The organism is Olivibacter domesticus, from assembly GCF_900109575.1.
Lineage (GTDB): Bacteria > Bacteroidota > Bacteroidia > Sphingobacteriales > Sphingobacteriaceae > Olivibacter > Olivibacter domesticus.
This window is the reverse complement of the sequence record NZ_FOAF01000002.1, coordinates 530,402-548,267: the sequence shown is the minus strand read 5'-3', so window position 1 is coordinate 548,267 and position 17,866 is coordinate 530,402. Positions and strand designations below refer to the sequence as shown.

General features: G+C 39.0%; 12 protein-coding genes. 7 read left to right on the top strand and 5 right to left on the bottom strand.

The window, feature by feature from the left end:
- Window positions 1-24 precede the first annotated feature (24 nt).
- The 5 genes from BMY50_RS12810 to BMY50_RS12790 form a co-directional block, all read right to left on the bottom strand.
- The gene (locus BMY50_RS12810) at window positions 25-3,231 is read right to left on the bottom strand and encodes an efflux RND transporter permease subunit (RefSeq protein WP_093324886.1); all 3,207 of its coding nucleotides are present in this window, start codon (window positions 3,229-3,231) and stop codon (window positions 25-27) included.
- A gap of 4 nt (window positions 3,232-3,235) precedes the next feature.
- The gene (locus tag BMY50_RS12805) at window positions 3,236-4,450 is read right to left on the bottom strand and encodes an efflux RND transporter periplasmic adaptor subunit (protein WP_093324884.1); all 1,215 of its coding nucleotides are present in this window, start codon (window positions 4,448-4,450) and stop codon (window positions 3,236-3,238) included.
- 123 nt (window positions 4,451-4,573) lie between these two features.
- A complete protein-coding gene (locus BMY50_RS12800) occupies window positions 4,574-5,173 on the bottom strand; it encodes a TetR/AcrR family transcriptional regulator (protein WP_093324882.1) in 600 nt (199 codons plus the stop codon).
- A gap of 123 nt (window positions 5,174-5,296) precedes the next feature.
- Window positions 5,297-5,815 carry a C40 family peptidase gene (locus BMY50_RS12795; RefSeq protein WP_093324880.1) on the bottom strand — a complete coding sequence of 173 codons (519 nt, stop codon included), beginning with the start codon at window positions 5,813-5,815 and terminating at the stop codon, window positions 5,297-5,299.
- Window positions 5,812-6,723 carry a PfkB family carbohydrate kinase gene (locus BMY50_RS12790; RefSeq protein ID WP_093324877.1) on the bottom strand — a complete coding sequence of 304 codons (912 nt, stop codon included), beginning with the start codon at window positions 6,721-6,723 and terminating at the stop codon, window positions 5,812-5,814. The genes BMY50_RS12795 and BMY50_RS12790 overlap by 4 nt, the downstream gene beginning before the upstream one ends.
- 201 nt (window positions 6,724-6,924) lie before the next feature.
- Between BMY50_RS12790 and BMY50_RS12785 the strand changes: the two genes are divergently transcribed.
- From BMY50_RS12785 to BMY50_RS12755, 7 genes are all read left to right on the top strand, one after another.
- Window positions 6,925-7,983, top strand: coding sequence for a LacI family DNA-binding transcriptional regulator (locus BMY50_RS12785; RefSeq protein WP_093324875.1), 1,059 nt, complete (start codon window positions 6,925-6,927; stop codon window positions 7,981-7,983).
- A gap of 181 nt (window positions 7,984-8,164) precedes the next feature.
- The gene (locus tag BMY50_RS12780) at window positions 8,165-9,181 is read left to right on the top strand and encodes a Gfo/Idh/MocA family protein (protein ID WP_093325805.1); all 1,017 of its coding nucleotides are present in this window, start codon (window positions 8,165-8,167) and stop codon (window positions 9,179-9,181) included.
- A 38-nt stretch (window positions 9,182-9,219) separates the two neighbouring features.
- Entirely contained in the window at window positions 9,220-10,422 is a 1,203-nt protein-coding gene (locus BMY50_RS12775; protein ID WP_139202252.1) for a dienelactone hydrolase family protein, read from the top strand.
- A gap of 57 nt (window positions 10,423-10,479) precedes the next feature.
- A complete protein-coding gene (locus tag BMY50_RS12770; protein WP_093324872.1) occupies window positions 10,480-13,596 on the top strand; it encodes a SusC/RagA family TonB-linked outer membrane protein in 3,117 nt (1,038 codons plus the stop codon).
- Window positions 13,597-13,629: 33 nt separating this feature from the next.
- Window positions 13,630-15,144 carry a RagB/SusD family nutrient uptake outer membrane protein gene (locus BMY50_RS12765; protein WP_162276584.1) on the top strand — a complete coding sequence of 505 codons (1,515 nt, stop codon included), beginning with the start codon at window positions 13,630-13,632 and terminating at the stop codon, window positions 15,142-15,144.
- Window positions 15,145-15,172: 28 nt separating this feature from the next.
- Window positions 15,173-16,531, top strand: a complete 1,359-nt coding sequence (locus BMY50_RS12760; protein ID WP_093324867.1) for a Gfo/Idh/MocA family protein — start codon at window positions 15,173-15,175, stop codon at window positions 16,529-16,531.
- A 6-nt stretch (window positions 16,532-16,537) separates the two neighbouring features.
- The gene (locus BMY50_RS12755) at window positions 16,538-17,851 is read left to right on the top strand and encodes a sugar MFS transporter (protein ID WP_093324864.1); all 1,314 of its coding nucleotides are present in this window, start codon (window positions 16,538-16,540) and stop codon (window positions 17,849-17,851) included.
- Window positions 17,852-17,866 lie beyond the last annotated feature (15 nt).

The window sequence follows — 17,866 nt, the reverse complement described above, 5'->3', positions numbered from 1 at the left end:
TTAAATAACCTTTTTCTGAAAAAATTAACTTAAAGAGATTGTATCTGTTACCGTTAATTCTTGTGCCGTCGCTCCATCACCATGTGATTGATGTGTATGCGGCTTAGGCTTGCCGGATACTTTCTCCTGTAAATGTTGAAACACAATGTAAAGTACGGGGATAATGAAAAGTCCCAAAACAACACCGGATAGCATACCTCCAGCAGCACCTATACTGATAGAGTGATTACCTTGTGCTGAAGGTCCGTTAGCACTCATCATCGGAATCATGCCAACCACAAAGGCCAATGAGGTCATGATAATAGGACGTAATCTTAGCTGAGCAGCTTCTAGGGCGGCAACAGCAATGGGCTTGCCGTGTTTCCTTCCTTGCGAAGCGAACTCCACAATAAGAATAGCATTTTTGGCTAATAGCCCTATAAGCATTACGAGCGCAACTTGAACATAAATGTTATTTTCAATACCTGTTAAACCAATGGCGGCAAATACGCCAAATACACCTGTCGGAATGGAAAGAATTACCGCAAGTGGTAATATGTAACTTTCATATTGCGCAGCAAGTAAGAAATAGACGAATACCAAACATAATATAAAGATTACTGTTGACTGGCCACCTGAAGTGATCTCTTCCTTGGTCATTCCTGAAAATTCATAGGAAAAGCCTGATGGCAGGTATTGCTTGGCAACCTCTTCAACAGCATGAATGGCATCGCCTGAACTGTATCCAGGGTTTGGCATCGCATTTATCCCGATGGAATTGAATAGATTATACCTAGAAGCTGTTTCAGGTCCGTAAACGCGGTTTAATTTTACCAAAGTGTTCATTGGAACCATTTCTCCCAGCTTATTTTTCACAAACACCCCATCCATGGAGTTAGGTTCGGCACGTTCCGTTTTATCGGCTTGAACCATTACTCTATAGTATTTCCCAAACCTATTAAAATCGGAGGCCTGTGCACTACCAAAATAGGCTTGCATCGTTTGTAAGATATCTCTTGTGCTTACACTTAATTGTTCTGCCTTAACATCGTCCACCTGTAACTCATATTGAGGGTAGTCAGCCCTAAAAGTGGTAAAGGCCATCATGATTTCCGGACGTTTCATTAACTCACCTATGAAAGTCTGTCCAACTTGGCCAAATTTATCAAGCTTGCCTCCTGTACGATCTTGCAATACCATATCTAAACCGTCCACATTACTGAAACCAGGAACAGTAGGGAAGGTGAAGACAAAAAAGTTTGCTCCCTTGATAGACGCTAATTTCTGACTCACTACACCCATTATATCGTTGATGTCTTTCACTTCACCACGTTCTTCATGTGGTTTGAGCAATATAAAGGCAACCCCTGAAGACGGACTTGTCGCTTGTGTTAATATATTGAAACCAGAAATTATATTAAGTGTCTTCGTAAATGGTGAATGCTGTAACTGTCCTTCAGCTTCTTTTAAGGCGCTATTGGTACGATCTAATGATGCACCAACGGGCATTGATAAGGAGATCGCAATAAATCCTTGATCTTCTGAAGGAATAAACCCTGTTGGCGTTTTTCTGATCATTAAAACAGTTATCGCAATAAGAACTGCTAAAGCGCCAAGACTAAGCCATTTAAAGCGAACTAGAAAACGTAAGCTACCAACATAGTTTTTAGTTAATCTATTAAAACTAGTATTGAAACCAGTAAAGAATTTATCCTTGAAACTTAGTTTTTCTTTTTTCTCTCCTTGACTATGATTATCCTTGAGAAATAAAGCACAAAGTGCGGGGCTGAGTGTAAGCGCATTAATAGCAGATAAAACAATTGCTATTGCTAATGTAAAGGCAAATTGCCGATAAAATACCCCCGTAGAGCCTTCCATAAAACCTATAGGTAAGAAAACTGCCGACATCACTAATGTGATAGAGATGATCGCTCCTGTAATCTCACTCATGGCAGAAGTTGTGGCTATTTTAGGTGGAAGATGCTGATGTTCCATTTTGGCATGTACTGCTTCTACCACCACAATCGCATCATCTACCACAATACCTATGGCCAGTATCAATGCGAACAGCGTAAGCAGATTAATAGAAAAGCCAAACAATTGCATAAAAAAGAAGGTACCTATAATTGCAACAGGCACTGCAATAGCCGGAATGAGTGTAGATCTAAAATCTTGCAAGAAAATAAATACAACTAAAAATACTAAAACAAAAGCTTCAAACAAGGTATGTTTCACCTGGTCAATAGATTGATCTAGTGAATCTTTTGTATTATAAAGAACCAGTTGTTTTACGCCTTTTGGAAAGTTTTTTTCGGCTTTTTTCATAAAATCCTGGATAGCAATCTGGATTTCATTAGCATTTGACCCTGCCAATTGCATTACGCCTATGTTAAGACCTGCTTTTCCATCAATACGCGTATTACTGGCGTATGTATAAGACCCTAATTCTACTCTAGCAACATCCTTTAGTCGCAATACAGAACCATCCGCATTAGAACGAATAATAATATTCTCATAGTCGGAAGGCTGATTAAGCTTTCCTTTGTATTTAATTACAAATTCGAAGGCTTCGGTACTGCTTTCACCAAATTTTCCAGGTGCCGCTTCCACATTTTTATCCTGTATAGCAGCCATCACCTCACTTGGTGTAAGCTTATAGCTAGCCATTTGATTGGGGTTTAACCAAACCCGCATAGAATAATCTTTACTACCACCAAAAACAAGTGCCTGTCCAACACCGGGAATACGTTTAAGTTCCGGTATGATGTTGATCTGTGCATAGTTGGCCATAAAAGTCTGATCGTAGGCATTTTCATCTTCTGTATAAAGATCTAGCACCATAATCAAACTATTTTGTTGCTTAGCCGTGGTTATACCTGCTTGTACAACTTCGGCGGGTAGCTGACTGGTTGCCTGCGCAACCCTGTTTTGTACGTTTACGGCGGCTTGGTCCGGGTCAGTACCCAGTTTAAAATAAACGGTTATCATTAACGAACCATCATTACTAGCGGTAGAGCTCATGTAGCTCATGTTTTCAACACCGTTAATAGACTCTTCTAAAGACGGTGCTACCGCACGCAGTACCGTTTCTGCGTTTGCACCTGGATAAAGGGCTGTTACTAAAACAGCCGGTGGTGCAATATCTGGAAATTGTTGCAAAGGTAACTTTACTATTCCGATGACACCAAGTATAACTAGCAATATGGATATTACCGTTGCTAAAACCGGTCTTTCAATAAATTTCTTTAACATAACGCTATTTGTTGTATGCAGTTAGTTTGAGACTGTCTGCGCTTATTTGTTGTGGAGCAATAACTTGGTCTTCCTGTAAAAGATCCATTCCTTTATAGACAATATGGTCGCCATCTTTGACTCCACTTTTAACTAAGTAGCTTGCACCGCTTTTTCCAATAACCTCAATAGGTTGTTTATTTACTTTGTTACTATCGTTTACGGTATACACAAATATTTTGTCTTGCATCTCTAATGTTGCCATTTGCGGTACCAATAATACTTTTGCATGTTGTTTGCCAAGTCTGACTTTACCCGTGTTTCCCGAACGAAGTAATCCTTCTTTATTAGGGAAAGTTGCACGTAACGTAATGGCTCCAGTGTTCTTATCGAATTGACCATCAACCATATCGATTTTTCCTTGTTGAGCATATTCCGTTTGATCAGATAAAACCAGGGTGATAGGGGGAAGTTTTTTAAGTTTTTCTTCAAGGGTAGCCCCTTCAAAATTGTTTTTAAAACTTACAAAATCATTTTCTCCCAATGCAAAGTAAACATGGAGCTCATGAATGTCAGATAAATCAGTAAGTGCTTGTGCGTCAGCTGGGGTAACCAAGCTCCCTTGTTTTTTTAGCAATCGGCCAATATAACCATCTGTCGGTGCCTTTATCACTGTATAACCTAAATTGATCCGAGCGCTTCCTACTCCTGCTTTTGCCTGTTCTAAATTGGCTTTCGCAACATTTCTTGCGGCAACTGCCGTTTTCAATTGAAAATCAGCTAACACTTTGTTGTTAACCAATTTGGTTTTTTTCTCTACTTCTATTTCGGCATTTACCAGTGCCGCTTCTGCCGCATGGAGATTGGCTAAAGCTTGATTTAATTGTTCCTGATAAGGGCGATCGTTTATTTTAAAAAGTGCTTGGCCTTTTCTGACTTTAGCGCCCTCGTCTACATAAATAATATCTAAGGTACCTTCTACCTGTGGGCGGATTTCTACATTGGCTGTTCCTTCGATAGATGCAGGATATTCTTGATATACTGTTTGCTGTCCGGAGCTAATAGCTACCACGGGGAGCGATGGAGGAGGCGGAGCTCCCTGTTGCTGTTGATCAGAGCAGCTTAGCAAAAAGATGGAAGAGGCTAAAAAAGCGAGCCTATTTACGTTATTAAATAACTTAACAACGTTAAATATCGGGTGATAAGTTTCGAGTGCCATTGTTGATAATAAATGTTTCATTTTGTTGTTATTATAAGAATTTTAATGATTTCGAAAAAGGAATTCTTTTAATCCAATACATCCTTTTTGCAGATTTTTAACAGCGTTAAATAATTTATAGTTGTTATTTTTTTTGCAAAAAAATTAATCAACCAGTGATCGGGTTATTCCATAAATGGCGTCTTTTAAGACTTGTTGGTTAGTCTCGTCGCCATTACCTTTATTTACGAGATTGATAGAAATTAATCCATGGATAATAGACCAGTAGGTAAAGTATTTCCTACATATCATTTCCTCAGATGGATTTTGATCCTGCATTATCCTCCTTATAACCTCACTAATCTGCACACCATGCGAATCAAAACATTTAAATGATTTTTCCAATTCGCAACACTGGGTTCCTATACCGAACATTAATTGATAAAGTTCTTTTTCTTCAAAAGCAAATTCCCAATAGGTCAGCCACATGGCCTCTATTTGCTTTTCAGGTGTCTCCTCCTTCTCCTTTGCTTCCTTCACTCTTTTTGCTAATATCATAAACCCTTTCCCCGCTAATTCAGAAAGAATTGCTTCTTTGTTTGCAAAATACTCATAGATCATAGGAGCAGTATACTCAATAATGTCAGCGATTTTCCGCATGCTCAATGCCTGCCATCCTTCTTCTTTTACGATTTGAAGAGATGCATCAAGGATGTTAACTCTATTTTCATCCTTTAGTCGCTGTATACGCTCTTTACTTCCCATTCTTCATCCCCCTTAAATAATTTAACAGTGTTAGGCAAACTTCGAAATTATTTTTTAAAAACAATGACATAAAATTGTCAGGAATTTTAATATGTTGATACAAAGTGTTTTAAATATATATTTTTAAAGTAAGCGAATGACTTTTATAAAGCGTTTTTGATAACGAGCATCTAATGGCGTTTCAGTTACGCATTGTGCTTTTCCTGAAGAGGCATGGATGAACCGTATTGGCTCACCCGCGTTTGATATAATTATTCCAATATGCCCAACCGATTTAACTTTGGGATTAGTGCCCCTAAATAAAATTAAATCGCCTGGAGAAGCTTTTTCCAGTACGATTCTTTCTCCGTGTTTACTAAATGCAGATGAGCTTCTTGGTACAGGAAAATGAAAGTTCTTAAATACATAATTTACAAAACCCGAACAATCAAAGCCCAATTTAGGGTTGCTTCCACCATATTTATAAGGTATCCCTAAAAGCGTTTGCGCAAATGATACAAGGGCTGTTGGGTTTACTTCTTGCTTAAAAGCCGCGAGCAGTACCTGTTTCTCAATAAAATCTTTTTCTAGTGTTTTAGCGTAAGTTGTTTCACAGACCATTAATGCCAAACATAAAAACGCTATGGAAACTATTTTAATCATGTATTACTCAACATGTGGAAATCACTATAGATAACCTGTTTATTTGTCTTGAGTACTTGCGCTATATCTTCAACATAACCTGTGAAAGGTCCAGAAGTTTGAATTTTTAATGTAGACATGGCTGCGGCAAATTTTCCTGCCTCTTCTAATCCTGCCCCTTTAATTTTTTTATATAAATAACCGGCCATATAGGTGTCGCCGCAACCGGTAGCATCGGTTACTTCCAGCGGAATGTAAGCAGGAATTTGATAAAGAACATCATCCTTAAATAGGATAGACCCCATACTTCCCAGTGTAATGACCACTTCTTTTACACCATAATCTGCTAATATTTTTACACCCTTATAAATGTCTTTGGTGCCGGTTAACGCTTCCATTTCAAACTCATTAGCTTTTAAGATATCAATGTACTGAAGTCCTTTTTCTTTAGCCAACCAATCTGTGTAATAAACATTATTTTCTCTTACGATGCGTAAATATCCTTGCACATCAAGCGAAACTATTCCTTTTCCAGAGAGATGTTGGATTACTTCAACCGGGATATCTTGTGTCAACAGCGGACCTAAGTGAAAGATTTTGGCTTCAACATCTGATAAATGTGTGATAGTAAAGGGATCCGCTTCTTGTAACACCCTTTGTGTTCGATGATCTTGGTTGTCATTATAAATGTTTTCAAAATAGACGGTATGCCTGCTCGGAAGCGATTTTATGGTTAATCCTTTGTGTTTTAGATTTTCTACAATATAATTTTCCTGCTCACCAACAGCGGTTACTAAGGAAAAAGAAACATCCATATTTTTAATGGCATTAGAAAAATAAAAGGAAGTACCGCCAGGCATGTGTTTTACGGCATTAGCCGTAACAACTTTATCTAGCGTGATGTGTCCTACACAACAAATATCAAACATATTCAATTCGTTTAATGCTACGGAAGCAGATAAAAATAAGTTCCGAGTGTCGCAAATGTAGCTATTCGTTCAACTAAATAAATAATTTTTTGGTAAAATAAGTGTATGTGAATTCTTTTAACTTATTAAGAATGCACTATTATGCCATGACATGAATTGATTATTTGTTTTAAATTTAATAAAAAGATACTTTCGTTAATTATGAGTAAATCTTTAGAAAACAAAGAATTTGGTGTGAAGGAAATAGCACGATTGGCAAATGTTTCCATCGCTACGGTCGATCGAGTTCTTCACAATCGAAAGGGCGTTTCTGAAGCAACTAAAAAGCGGATTAATGATATTATAAAGGAGTTTGATTATAAACCTAATATCATCGCCAGTAGATTAGCTTCCAAAAGAACTTCCACCTTTGCAGTATTAATTCCAAGTTCTACAGAGACAGGGTTTTGGGAGGCACCGCTCTCCGGAATTGATCGAGCATCCAAAAATCTAAAACAATATGGCATAACGGTTCGGAAATTTTTTTTCGATCTAAACGATAAAAATTCTTTCTTGAAACAAGTTGCAGAAATTATGCAATTACAGATTGATGGTATATTAGTTGCTCCTTCCTTTATAGAGGAGGCTACTCAACTGGCGTCTATTTGCGGCGAAAGAAAGATACCCTATGTTTTTATAAACTCCGATGTGCCGGGACAAAATAGCGTGTGCTATATCGGTCCTCACCTTTTTTGTAGTGGGTACCAAGCAGCACAGTTGATGGATTTCGCTGTAAAATCAGGAAAAATATTAGTCATAAATGTTTCGAAAGAACTAGATCAGTATCATCACCTTTTAAGGAAAGAAGAAGGTTTCAGAGCTTATTTCGAAAAAAATAATAGGAAGCTGGAAATTCTTAAAATAGATATAAAAAAGACCGACGCTTCTTCCATAGCATTCGCTTTAGATGAAGTTTTGACAAAAGAAAAAGGGGTTGAGGGCGTATTTGTTACTAATTCGAGGGTATCTTCAGTTGCACATTATTTTGAACAAAAAGGAATGGACAAGGTATTAATTGGCTATGACTTCTTGAAGGAGAATATTAAATACCTTGAATTAGGACTTATTCAATTTTTAATATGCCAAAAGCCTGAAGAGCAGGGGTACAGAGGTATTATGACTTTGCATCGTTATGCAGATCTGAATGAGCGTAACATCGAGGATCAATTTATGCCAATTGATATCGTAACAAAAGAGAATTATCGATTCTATCATAACTGAAACAATTATTTTTGAGAATTTGCTTGGAAGTTATTTTTCTTTTTGTAAATTGCGGTAACGTAACCGTAATTATAAACTAAACAGAATAAGCTATTGTAAGGATCTCAAATAGAGGTGGTAAATTTAGTTTTTAGACTAAGTTACGTGTACGTAACCGTTATTCTTATGAAGAATGAAAATTATGAAGGAAATTAACCGTAGAAATTTTATCCACAAAGCAGCGCTGACTAGTCTATCTGTCGGTTTGATGAATAAACCTGCCATTCTTTTCGGAAACTCAATAAGTGAGACTGACAAAAGAATTGGTATTATAGGCCTCGATACCTCGCACAGTGTGGCTTTTACAAAGGCGTTGAATAGCAATCCTGCTGATCCATCTTTAAAGGGATATAAAATTACAGCTGCTTATCCTTACGGCAGTAAGGATATTGAAAGTAGCGCAAAACGGATACCGGGATACATCGAAGAAGTGAAGCAATTGGGGGTAGAGATAGTTGATTCTATTCAAGCCTTGCTGAATAAAGTTGACTATATTTTACTAGAAACGAATGACGGACGATTGCACTTGGAACAGGCAACTATTGTCATTGAAGCGGGTAAACCACTCTTCATAGATAAGCCTATGGCCGCATCTTTTAAAGATGCAAAGAAAATATTTGATCTTGCACGAGAAAAAAGGGTTCCTATATTTTCGGCATCATCTCTGCGTTATGCGGATCATATTAAAGAAATTGTAGAAGATCATCTTATAGGAGAAATAACAGGCGCAGATACCTATAGTCCGGCTACTTTAGAACGTACGCACCCTGACTTATTTTGGTATGGCATTCATGGCGTGGAAACGCTTTATGCTATTATGGGGACGGGGTGTAGGTCCGTTAGCAGCGTGTCTACTCCCGATACAGATATTGTGGTTGGCGTTTGGCAGGATGGACGGGTTGGAACTTTCAGGGGAATTCGAAAAGGGAAAAAAGATTTTGGAGGAACGGCCTTTGGAACAACAGGTATACAACGAGTGGGGCCTTACAACGGGTATCAGCCACTACTGGAAAAAATTGTTGAATTTTTTGATACAAAAATTCCCCCAGTTCAAGAAGCTGACACCTTGGAAATATTAGCCTTTATGGAAGCTGCTGATTTGAGTAAAGACAAAGGAGGAGCTTCTATTTTATTGGAAAAAGTGTTAAGGCAGGGCTAAGATATTGATAAAATGAATTCTTTATAAAGGTTCTTTCCATGTATAAAAGAAATTTAAACCATTTGTGTAAGCGTGTAGCCATCGACGTAGATACGCGATCCATTTTAATAATAGTGTTTTGCCTTGTTGTGACAAATATATCCTGTGTATTAGGCCAAGATAAAAATGGAAGCATAGTAGCAAATGAAAAGGAAATTATATGGAAAAAGATCGCTCCCTATTTTGTTCTTCCCGATAGCTTTAAAAATAAAGGCAATGACCTTAGGCCATTGACCAACTTTTACGGTGGGAAAAAAGTAAAATCTATACATGATTGGGATGCAAGAAAAAGGGAAATTAAAAGCCAATGGAATGCTATGATGGGGGAGTGGCCACCTTTACTGAAGGATCAGCAGCTCATTTTTATCGATACTACCGAAAAAGAGCGTTATGTACAATATAAGGTGCGCTTTTATTGGACTCCCGATGAAGAAACAATAGGTTATTTGCTGGTTCCAAAAAATAAAGGAAAGAAACCTGCTGTTATTACTGTTTTTTATGAGCCAGAAACGGCTATCGGCGAAGGGAAACCACATCGTGACTTTGCATTGCAGTTGGCGGAGCGCGGTTTTATCACCTTATCAATCGGAACAAAAGAAGCTTCTCGTAAACAGGAATTTTCATTGTATTATCCAAGTATTCATGATGCTGCCGTTCAACCCTTATCCATGCTTGCTTATGCGGCAGCAAATGCATGGTACGCACTCGCCAAATTCCCGGAGGTTATACCAGAAAAAATAGGAATTATGGGCCATTCCTTTGGTGGGAAATGGGCAATGTTTGCCTCCTGTCTGTTTGACAAATTTGCCTGCGCGGTATGGTCTGATCCCGGTATTCTTTTTCAACAAGACAGAGAATCCATTAATTATTGGGAACCTTGGTATTTAGGATACCATCCAAAACCCTGGCGAAAAAGGGGACTGATAACAGCGGGAAATCCGGCGAGAGGTTTGTATCCCAAATTAATAAAGGAAGGGTATAATTTACACGAGTTACATGCTTTAATGGCTCCCAGGCCCTTTTTAGTTTCAGGTGGTGCGGAAGATCCACCCACACGGTGGATTCCATTGAGTAAGACAATGGAGGTTAATGAATTTTTAGGATATAAAAATAGGGTGGCCATGACAAACAGACTTAAACATGAACCGAACGATGAATCCAATGAATTGGCTTATTTGTTTTTCGAATATTTTTTGAAATAACGTGCTAAACAGAAAAAATGTAATAACATTCTAACCTTAACTTAATAGATCAAATTTATGAGCAGAAAAATTACTGTGTTTATTTTTCTTAGTTTAGTAGGGATGTGTCTTGTAACAAATGGGGTAAATGCAAGAACCGTATCAACTAAATTAAAAGAGAAACAAAATTTTATCGATGTTGTCGGTAACGTAACCGCTGCTGACGGATCACCTCTTCCTGGTGTGAGTGTGAAGGTGAAAGGAGGCGTAGCAGGAACCTCTACCAATACGGATGGAAATTTTCAACTAAAACGGCTGTCAGGTCGGGAGACGCTGGTTTTTACCTTTATCGGGTATAAACCACAAGAAATTGCCTTGGAGGGTAAAACTTCACTAAAGGTTAGTTTACAAGAAGACTTTACCAGTCTGGAAGAAATTGTGGTAATTGGCTATGGTACACAGTCGAGAAAGGAATTGACGGGCTCGGTGTCGTCAATTAAATCTACGGAATTGCAAAAGGTCGTTTCTAGCTCTTTTACAGGTGCAATTCAGGGAAAAGTTCCAGGAGTTACAATTAGCCAAACAACCGGTGCACCGGGTGGGGCTGCCTCGGTAAGAATTAGAGGTGTTGGTACTACTGGAAGCAATGAACCTTTATACGTAATTGATGGCTTTCCAGTGGGCGGTGGAAGTATGGCAGTAGGAGGAAGTTCGGATAGAATAGACGGTATGTCTATTGTCAATCCTAATGACATAGAATCTGTAGAAATTTTAAAAGATGCAGCCGCAGCGTCTATATACGGAGCGAGGGCCGCTAATGGCGTTGTCCTAATTACGACAAAAAGAGGTAAAGAGGGCGTCACAACAGCTGAATTTAATGGCTATGCCGGCCTACAGCAATTATGGAAAAAACCTAGATTTTTAAACGCCGAAGAATTTGCTACGCTGGCAAATGAGCTCTACACAAACTCTAATATGACACCTAATCCAGAATGGGAAGACCCAGCGGCTTTAGGACAGGGTACTGACTGGATTAATGAGGTATTTAGAACAGCGCCTTTGCAAAATTATGATGTCAATGTATCTGGGGGATCCCAGAAAATACAGGCGGCTCTTTCTTTAGGCTATCGCGATCAGCAGGGGACGCTAATTGAAACCTGGAACAAAAGATATACAGGACGGGCAAATGTGGATGTGCGGGTCAGCAATAAACTGAAGTTCGGAGGAACCCTGGCTTTTGCATATACCCATTCTAAAGGACAACGTAATGAAGATTTTCGCTTAGGAATTTTTAATCTTGCCCAGCAGTTTTATCCAACGCTAGGTCTGCGAGATGTAGTAAATGGCTCGTCAGCCTATTATTCTACACAAGGAGATAATCCCCTGTTACGGGCCGAGTCGATAGAAAATTACCTAAAAAATCTACGTATGTATGGAAATGCCTATGGCGAGTACGAAATTACAAATGGCTTAAAATGGCGAACGAGTATCGGCGTAGATGCTAATAACAATCGAAGCACTACTTGGGAACCCAAAGTCGAAAGAGGACATTACCGCAACCTGCAAGCTATTTTGGGAGAAACGTATACGCAAGGATTAAACTGGTTAATAGAAAATACCTTGTCCTACAGTAAAACCATCAATCAACATAATATATCAGCAGTAATTGGACAAACCGCTCAAAAGAATACGAATGATTGGATAGGGGTAACTGCCCGCGACTTTCAGAATGAAAATCTCCAGATTATTGATGGTAGTGCAGAGCTAGAACGTAGGGCGAATGGTACTGGAACGCTTTATTCTTTAGCATCTTATCTCGGGCGTATAAATTATTCCTATCAAAATAAATATTTGTTTTCAGCCAGTATCAGAAGAGATGGTTCTTCCAATTTTGGTCCGACACATAAATGGGGAAATTTCCCCTCTTTTTCCGGTGGGTGGAATATTTCAGAGGAGCAATTTTTTAAAGGAATTAGTGCTATTAATTCATTAAAGCTACGAGCAAGTTGGGGGCAATTAGGTAATGACGCGATTGGTGCATTTAGTTATGCTAGTACCATTGGATTGGGTAGAGTAGCTGACAATTACGTGCTTGGTCTAAACCAAGGATTAGCTATTGGAGCGAGTATGATTCGTCCAGGAAATCAAAATTTAAAATGGGAAACGAGTGAACAGCTTAATATAGGAATTGATGCATCTTTTTTAAACGATCATGCCTACCTGACGGCCGAATACTACATTAAAGATACGAAAGATATGCTGGTAAGCCTTCCAGTATCAATGGAGGCAGGCTTTGAAAGTGCTCCATCTGTTAATGGGGGAAAAGTAAGGAATAAAGGACTAGAACTTTTGGTTGGATATAACGGAAATTCAGGGGACTTTAAATATGATGTGAGTGTAAATCTAGCTACCCTGAAAAATGAGGTATTATCTTTAGGTGCAGGGAGGCCAATTACCGGACCAACGGTAGGTTTTACCAGTATGAGCTCTTCTTATACAGAAGTTGGTGAGCCTATCGGCTATTTTAGAGGTTATATAGTAGATGGAATTTATCAAAGTAATGAGGAGGTTAACAAATCTTTACAGCCCAATGCAATGGCTGGCGATTTCAAATTTAGAGATGTGAATGGTGATCAAGTATTATCCGATGCGGACCGCGTAAAACTCGGTAGTCCCTGGCCATCCATGACCTACGGTGCGAGTATAGATCTCTCGTATAAGGGCTTTGACCTTAATATGTTGTTTCAAGGTGTAGCAGGAAATGAAATTTTCAATGTAAACAAGTTTTCCACTTATCCTATAAAATATTTTGGTGGAAGTGGTGTCATTAATGCCTCAGCGGATGTGTTAGATAGATGGACACCTGAAAATGGTGGAAATACTATCCCACGGCTTACTTATACCGATGCAAATGGTAATTATGCCAATGTATCATCCTTTTACATAGAAAAAGGTGATTTTTTAAGGCTTCGAAATTTAACGTTAGGATATAGCCTACCAGAAAAATTGTTTGAAAAAAGCGGACCGGTTAAAAAAATCAGGATCTATCTAAATGCTCAAAACTTGCTCACTTTTACCCAATATTCCGGGTTTGATCCGGAAATAGGTAGCACAAGTCCTTTAGCCTCGGGCATTGACGATGGTGTGTATCCAATTCCACGAACCTACATGCTAGGAGTAAGAGTAGGATTTTAACTGATGAACAATCTAGTATTTAAACTAAGAAAAATGAAAACAATCCAAATAATAGGTTTATTAACTTTTCTTATCTTGGTTTCCTGCGGTGATAAATTTCTATCCTTATCGCCAAAAGATACACTAACTGAAGAGAATTTTTACTTAAACGAGTCGGATGCCCAAGCGGGCTTAATTGGCGCATATAGCATATTACAACGAGAGGAAACTTTTAGTAACGTAAGAGACGCCGCGGACGTTGAATGGGCTATCGCTGGCGACATGTACGAAATGGATGGAAGTGCCAATCGTATCGAATTACATACATTAGCTTTTCCGGCAACGAATACGATTTTAAGGGATATGTACGTAGGTGCCTATCTGGGAGTGAGCAGAGCGAATATGGTTATTAATAAAGTGAACGGAATGGAAAATATTTCTGATGAAGCTAAAAAGCTTATTGTGGGGCAGGCTAAATTTCTGCGCGCTTTATTCTATTACCGCCTTGTTACGTATTGGGGCGGTGTCCCATTGATAACCGAAACATTGGATGCTTCTTCAAATTTAGAGATTTCGCGCGCTAGTGCCGCAGAGGTTTGGAATTTAGTGGAAACAGATTTGATAGAAGCAACAACATCTTTGCCTAAAACGTGGACGGGAAATGATCTTGGGAAGGCAACCGCTGGGTCGGCTTTGGGCTTATTGATTAAGGCCGCTTTATGGCAGGAAAAATATGAGGATGCCATAAGCTATGCAGAAGCACTCATAGGACAAGGAGTTTATGGATTGGTTCCTAAATTTAGAGATGTGTTTAGCGAAGAGCATGAGAATAATGAAGAAATACTTTTCTCAACACAATTTAGGCCTTCACAGGACGGGGAGGGGAACAACCTAGTTAAAAGAACAGCGCCGCGTGGGGCGCCCTCTGAATTTACAGGAGGGGCTGCCTGGAGCAACTTCGTGCCACAGCAACATTGGGTAAATGCTTTTGAAAGGGATGCGCAGGGGAAAATAATTGATCAACGTTATTGGCAGGTCATTATTGGGCCAGGAGAGCCTCATCAAAACATGCCCGCCTTTGTAATGCCTCAGGCTGTTCCTGCCGGCTGGTCAAAAACAGGCTACATCGTAACGAAGTACTGGGAAAAACCAACTATTAATAATTCGGGAGTTAATGCTCCGATCATGCGTTTTTCCGAAGCACTTTTAAATTATGCGGAAGCGTTAAATGAAGTTGGTAGAGGCTCTGAAGCCATATCTCAGATTAACGTGGTACGACAGAGAGCCGGTTTAAATGTGCTTTCATCAAATTTAGGAAAAGAAGAAATATTAGATGCTATCTTTAAAGAAAGAAGAATGGAGTTTATCTGGGAGCCAACCGGAGGTTTTTCTGATCTTAATAGGCGCGGTCGCTTCATCGATTTCATTAAGAAAGAACGACCAAATATTAATGATTTGAACATCGATCAAAAACCATGGCTCCATACACATCCTATCTTGTTCCCAATACCTCGTGAGGCATGGGATCGCAATAAGGCTTTGGTACAAAATCCAAATTATACGTTTTAAGTTCATAATTATATTAAATACAAGAATCATGACGAATAGAACCAATACTTCAAGGCGGGCATTTATCAAGTCAACCGCCATTGGCGCATCAGCTATTACGTTTGGCGGTATCTTGCCAGGCTTTTCTGCAAAAAGTTACGCAAATATTATAGGGGCGAATGAAAAGGTGCGAGTAGGGATGGTGGGCGTAAACGCGAGAGGCCTCGCGTTAGCTAATAACTTTTCGAGTCAGCCTAATTGTGAAGTGGCATATGTCAGCGATGTAGATAGTAGAGCCGCTGATAAATGTATAAGTCAAATTGAGAAAAATCAATCACGTAAACCAAAGGCCGACGGAGATTTTAGAAAAGTATTAGAAAAGAAGGATGTAGACGCAATGATAATTGCAACACCAGATCATTGGCATGCGCCGGCAGCGATCTTAGCATCCAAAGCAAATAAACATGTATATTTAGAAAAGCCTTGTAGCCATAATCCTCATGAAGGAGAATTGCTGGTTGAAGTAGTGAAAAAGTATAAGAATGTCATACAGATGGGAAATCAGCGACGTTCTTGGCCAAATGTGGCCGCTGGCATAGCGGAGTTGCACGCAGGTGTGATTGGTAGAGCGTACTTTGCAAAGACCTGGTATACAAATAATCGCGCATCAATAGGTATAGGAAAAGAGGCTGCGATACCTGATTGGTTAAATTTTGACCTATGGCAGGGACCCGCCCCTCGGAAATCGTATAAGGATAATATATTACATTACAATTGGCACTGGTTTTGGCATTGGGGTACCGGAGAAGCATTGAATAATGGAACACATATGGTAGATTTAGCGCGTTGGGGTTTGCAGGTTGATTATCCAACAAAAGTGACCTCTTCTGGTGGCAGGTATCGTTTTCAAGATGATTGGGAGACACCTGATACACAGGTAATATCACTTGAGTTTGGCGATAAAGGAACCATTACTTGGGAAGGAAGAAGTTGTAATGGGCGTACCATTGAAGGAGCAAGTGTTGGCGTGATTTTTTACGGTGAAAAAGGTTCTTTGCAAATAAATGGAGATAATGGGTATAAAATCTATGATTTACAGAATAAGTTAGTGAAAGAAGTTAAGAATGCTGCCACTATTGATACAAGAAATCTAACTAATCCTTCCCAAGCACTTGATGCCTTGCATATCCAGAATTTTTTTGACAGTATAAAAAAAGGAACGAACTTGAATTCAGATATAATAAGTGGTCATCAAAGTACACTTTTGGTACAATTAGGCAATATTGCACAGCGTTCTGGCGGATTACTGAAAATCGATCCATCAAATGGTCATATACTAGAGAATGAAGCCGCACTTGATTATTGGAGACGAACGTATGAACCGGGCTGGGAACCCACTATTGACTAAATCTATATGAAAACAGTAACTGTAAGTACATTAACAAGAAAAGATACAACCATTTCAATCTTAATCATCGGATTGATGTTTTTTATTTTTGGCTTTGTTTCATGGGTAAATTCCATTTTAATTCCTTATTTCAAAATTGCCTGCGAACTGACTCATTTCCAGTCTTACCTCGTAGCTTTTGCTTTTTATATTGCCTATTTTGTGATGTCCGTACCATCGTCCTATCTGTTAAAAAGAATGGGATTTAAAAAAGGAATGATGATCGGTTTCTTTGCGATGGCCTTAGGTGCTTTTATTTTTGTGCCTGCCGCTCTTACGCGCACCTATGAGGTGTTTTTATTGGGCTTGTTTACAATCGGGATTGGACTAGCAATTTTACAGACTGCGACAAATCCCTATATTACCATTCTAGGGCCGAAAGAACGTGCGGCACAGCGCATCAGCATCATGGGAATCTGTAATAAGGGGGCAGGTATTTTAGCGCCAATTTTATTTGCTGCCGTCATATTACGCCCGACTGATCAGGCGTTGTTTGATCAGCTAACACATATGTCGCCAATAGAACGAGCACATGAATTAGATGAATTGATACGAAGGGTTATTGTTCCTTATAGTATCTTAGGAATTGCCCTTATCGTAATCGGATTGGGCATTAAATATTCACCCTTACCAGAAATCAATACAGAAGAAGAAAATGAAGAATTGGCCATGGCCAATAGTGATAAAACCAATATTTTTCAATTTCCTTATCTTATTCTTGGTGCAGTAGCGATATTTATTCACGTCGGCACACAAGTAATTGCTATTGACACAATTATTAATTACGCCGGTTCGATGGATATCCCCCTATTGGAAGCAAAAGTATTCCCATCCTATACATTATTCGTTACTATCTGCGGTTATCTGTTAGGTATCATCTGTATTCCCCGGTTTATTAGTCAAGTAAATGCATTAAGAATCTGCACGATTCTTGGAGCCTTGCTAACACTTTTAATTGTTTTTTGTAAAAGTGATGTCGTTATTTTTGGGCATCAAACGGATATATCTATTTGGTTTGTAGTGTTGTTAGGTTTTGGAAACTCACTTATTTGGGCTGGCATATGGCCGTTAGCACTCGATGGTCTGGGACGCTTTACTAAACTAGGGGGATCACTGCTCATAATGGGGCTCTGTGGAAATGCCATTTTACCGTTGGCATACGGATATTTTGCTGATGCTTACAGTTTAAGGACCGCATATTGGGTATTATTTCCTTGCTATTTGTACCTCATTTTTTATGCGATACATGGTCATCAGGTAAAAAAATGGAAATTAATTTAAAGCCAACATTCTGAT

Bases quoted from the DNA above. Each gene is read 5' to 3' on its own strand.
- BMY50_RS12810 (WP_093324886.1), bottom strand. From the start codon at position 3,231: ATGTTAAAGAAATTTATTGAAAGACCGGTTTTAGCAACGGTAATATCC.
- BMY50_RS12805 (WP_093324884.1), bottom strand. From the start codon at position 4,450: ATGAAACATTTATTATCAACAATGGCACTCGAAACTTATCACCCGATA.
- BMY50_RS12800 (WP_093324882.1), bottom strand. From the start codon at position 5,173: ATGGGAAGTAAAGAGCGTATACAGCGACTAAAGGATGAAAATAGAGTT.
- BMY50_RS12795 (WP_093324880.1), bottom strand. From the start codon at position 5,815: ATGATTAAAATAGTTTCCATAGCGTTTTTATGTTTGGCATTAATGGTC.
- BMY50_RS12790 (WP_093324877.1), bottom strand. From the start codon at position 6,723: ATGTTTGATATTTGTTGTGTAGGACACATCACGCTAGATAAAGTTGTT.
- BMY50_RS12785 (WP_093324875.1), top strand. From the start codon at position 6,925: ATGAGTAAATCTTTAGAAAACAAAGAATTTGGTGTGAAGGAAATAGCA.
- BMY50_RS12780 (WP_093325805.1), top strand. From the start codon at position 8,165: ATGAAGGAAATTAACCGTAGAAATTTTATCCACAAAGCAGCGCTGACT.
- BMY50_RS12775 (WP_139202252.1), top strand. From the start codon at position 9,220: ATGTATAAAAGAAATTTAAACCATTTGTGTAAGCGTGTAGCCATCGAC.
- BMY50_RS12770 (WP_093324872.1), top strand. From the start codon at position 10,480: ATGAGCAGAAAAATTACTGTGTTTATTTTTCTTAGTTTAGTAGGGATG.
- BMY50_RS12765 (WP_162276584.1), top strand. From the start codon at position 13,630: ATGAAAACAATCCAAATAATAGGTTTATTAACTTTTCTTATCTTGGTT.
- BMY50_RS12760 (WP_093324867.1), top strand. From the start codon at position 15,173: ATGACGAATAGAACCAATACTTCAAGGCGGGCATTTATCAAGTCAACC.
- BMY50_RS12755 (WP_093324864.1), top strand. From the start codon at position 16,538: ATGAAAACAGTAACTGTAAGTACATTAACAAGAAAAGATACAACCATT.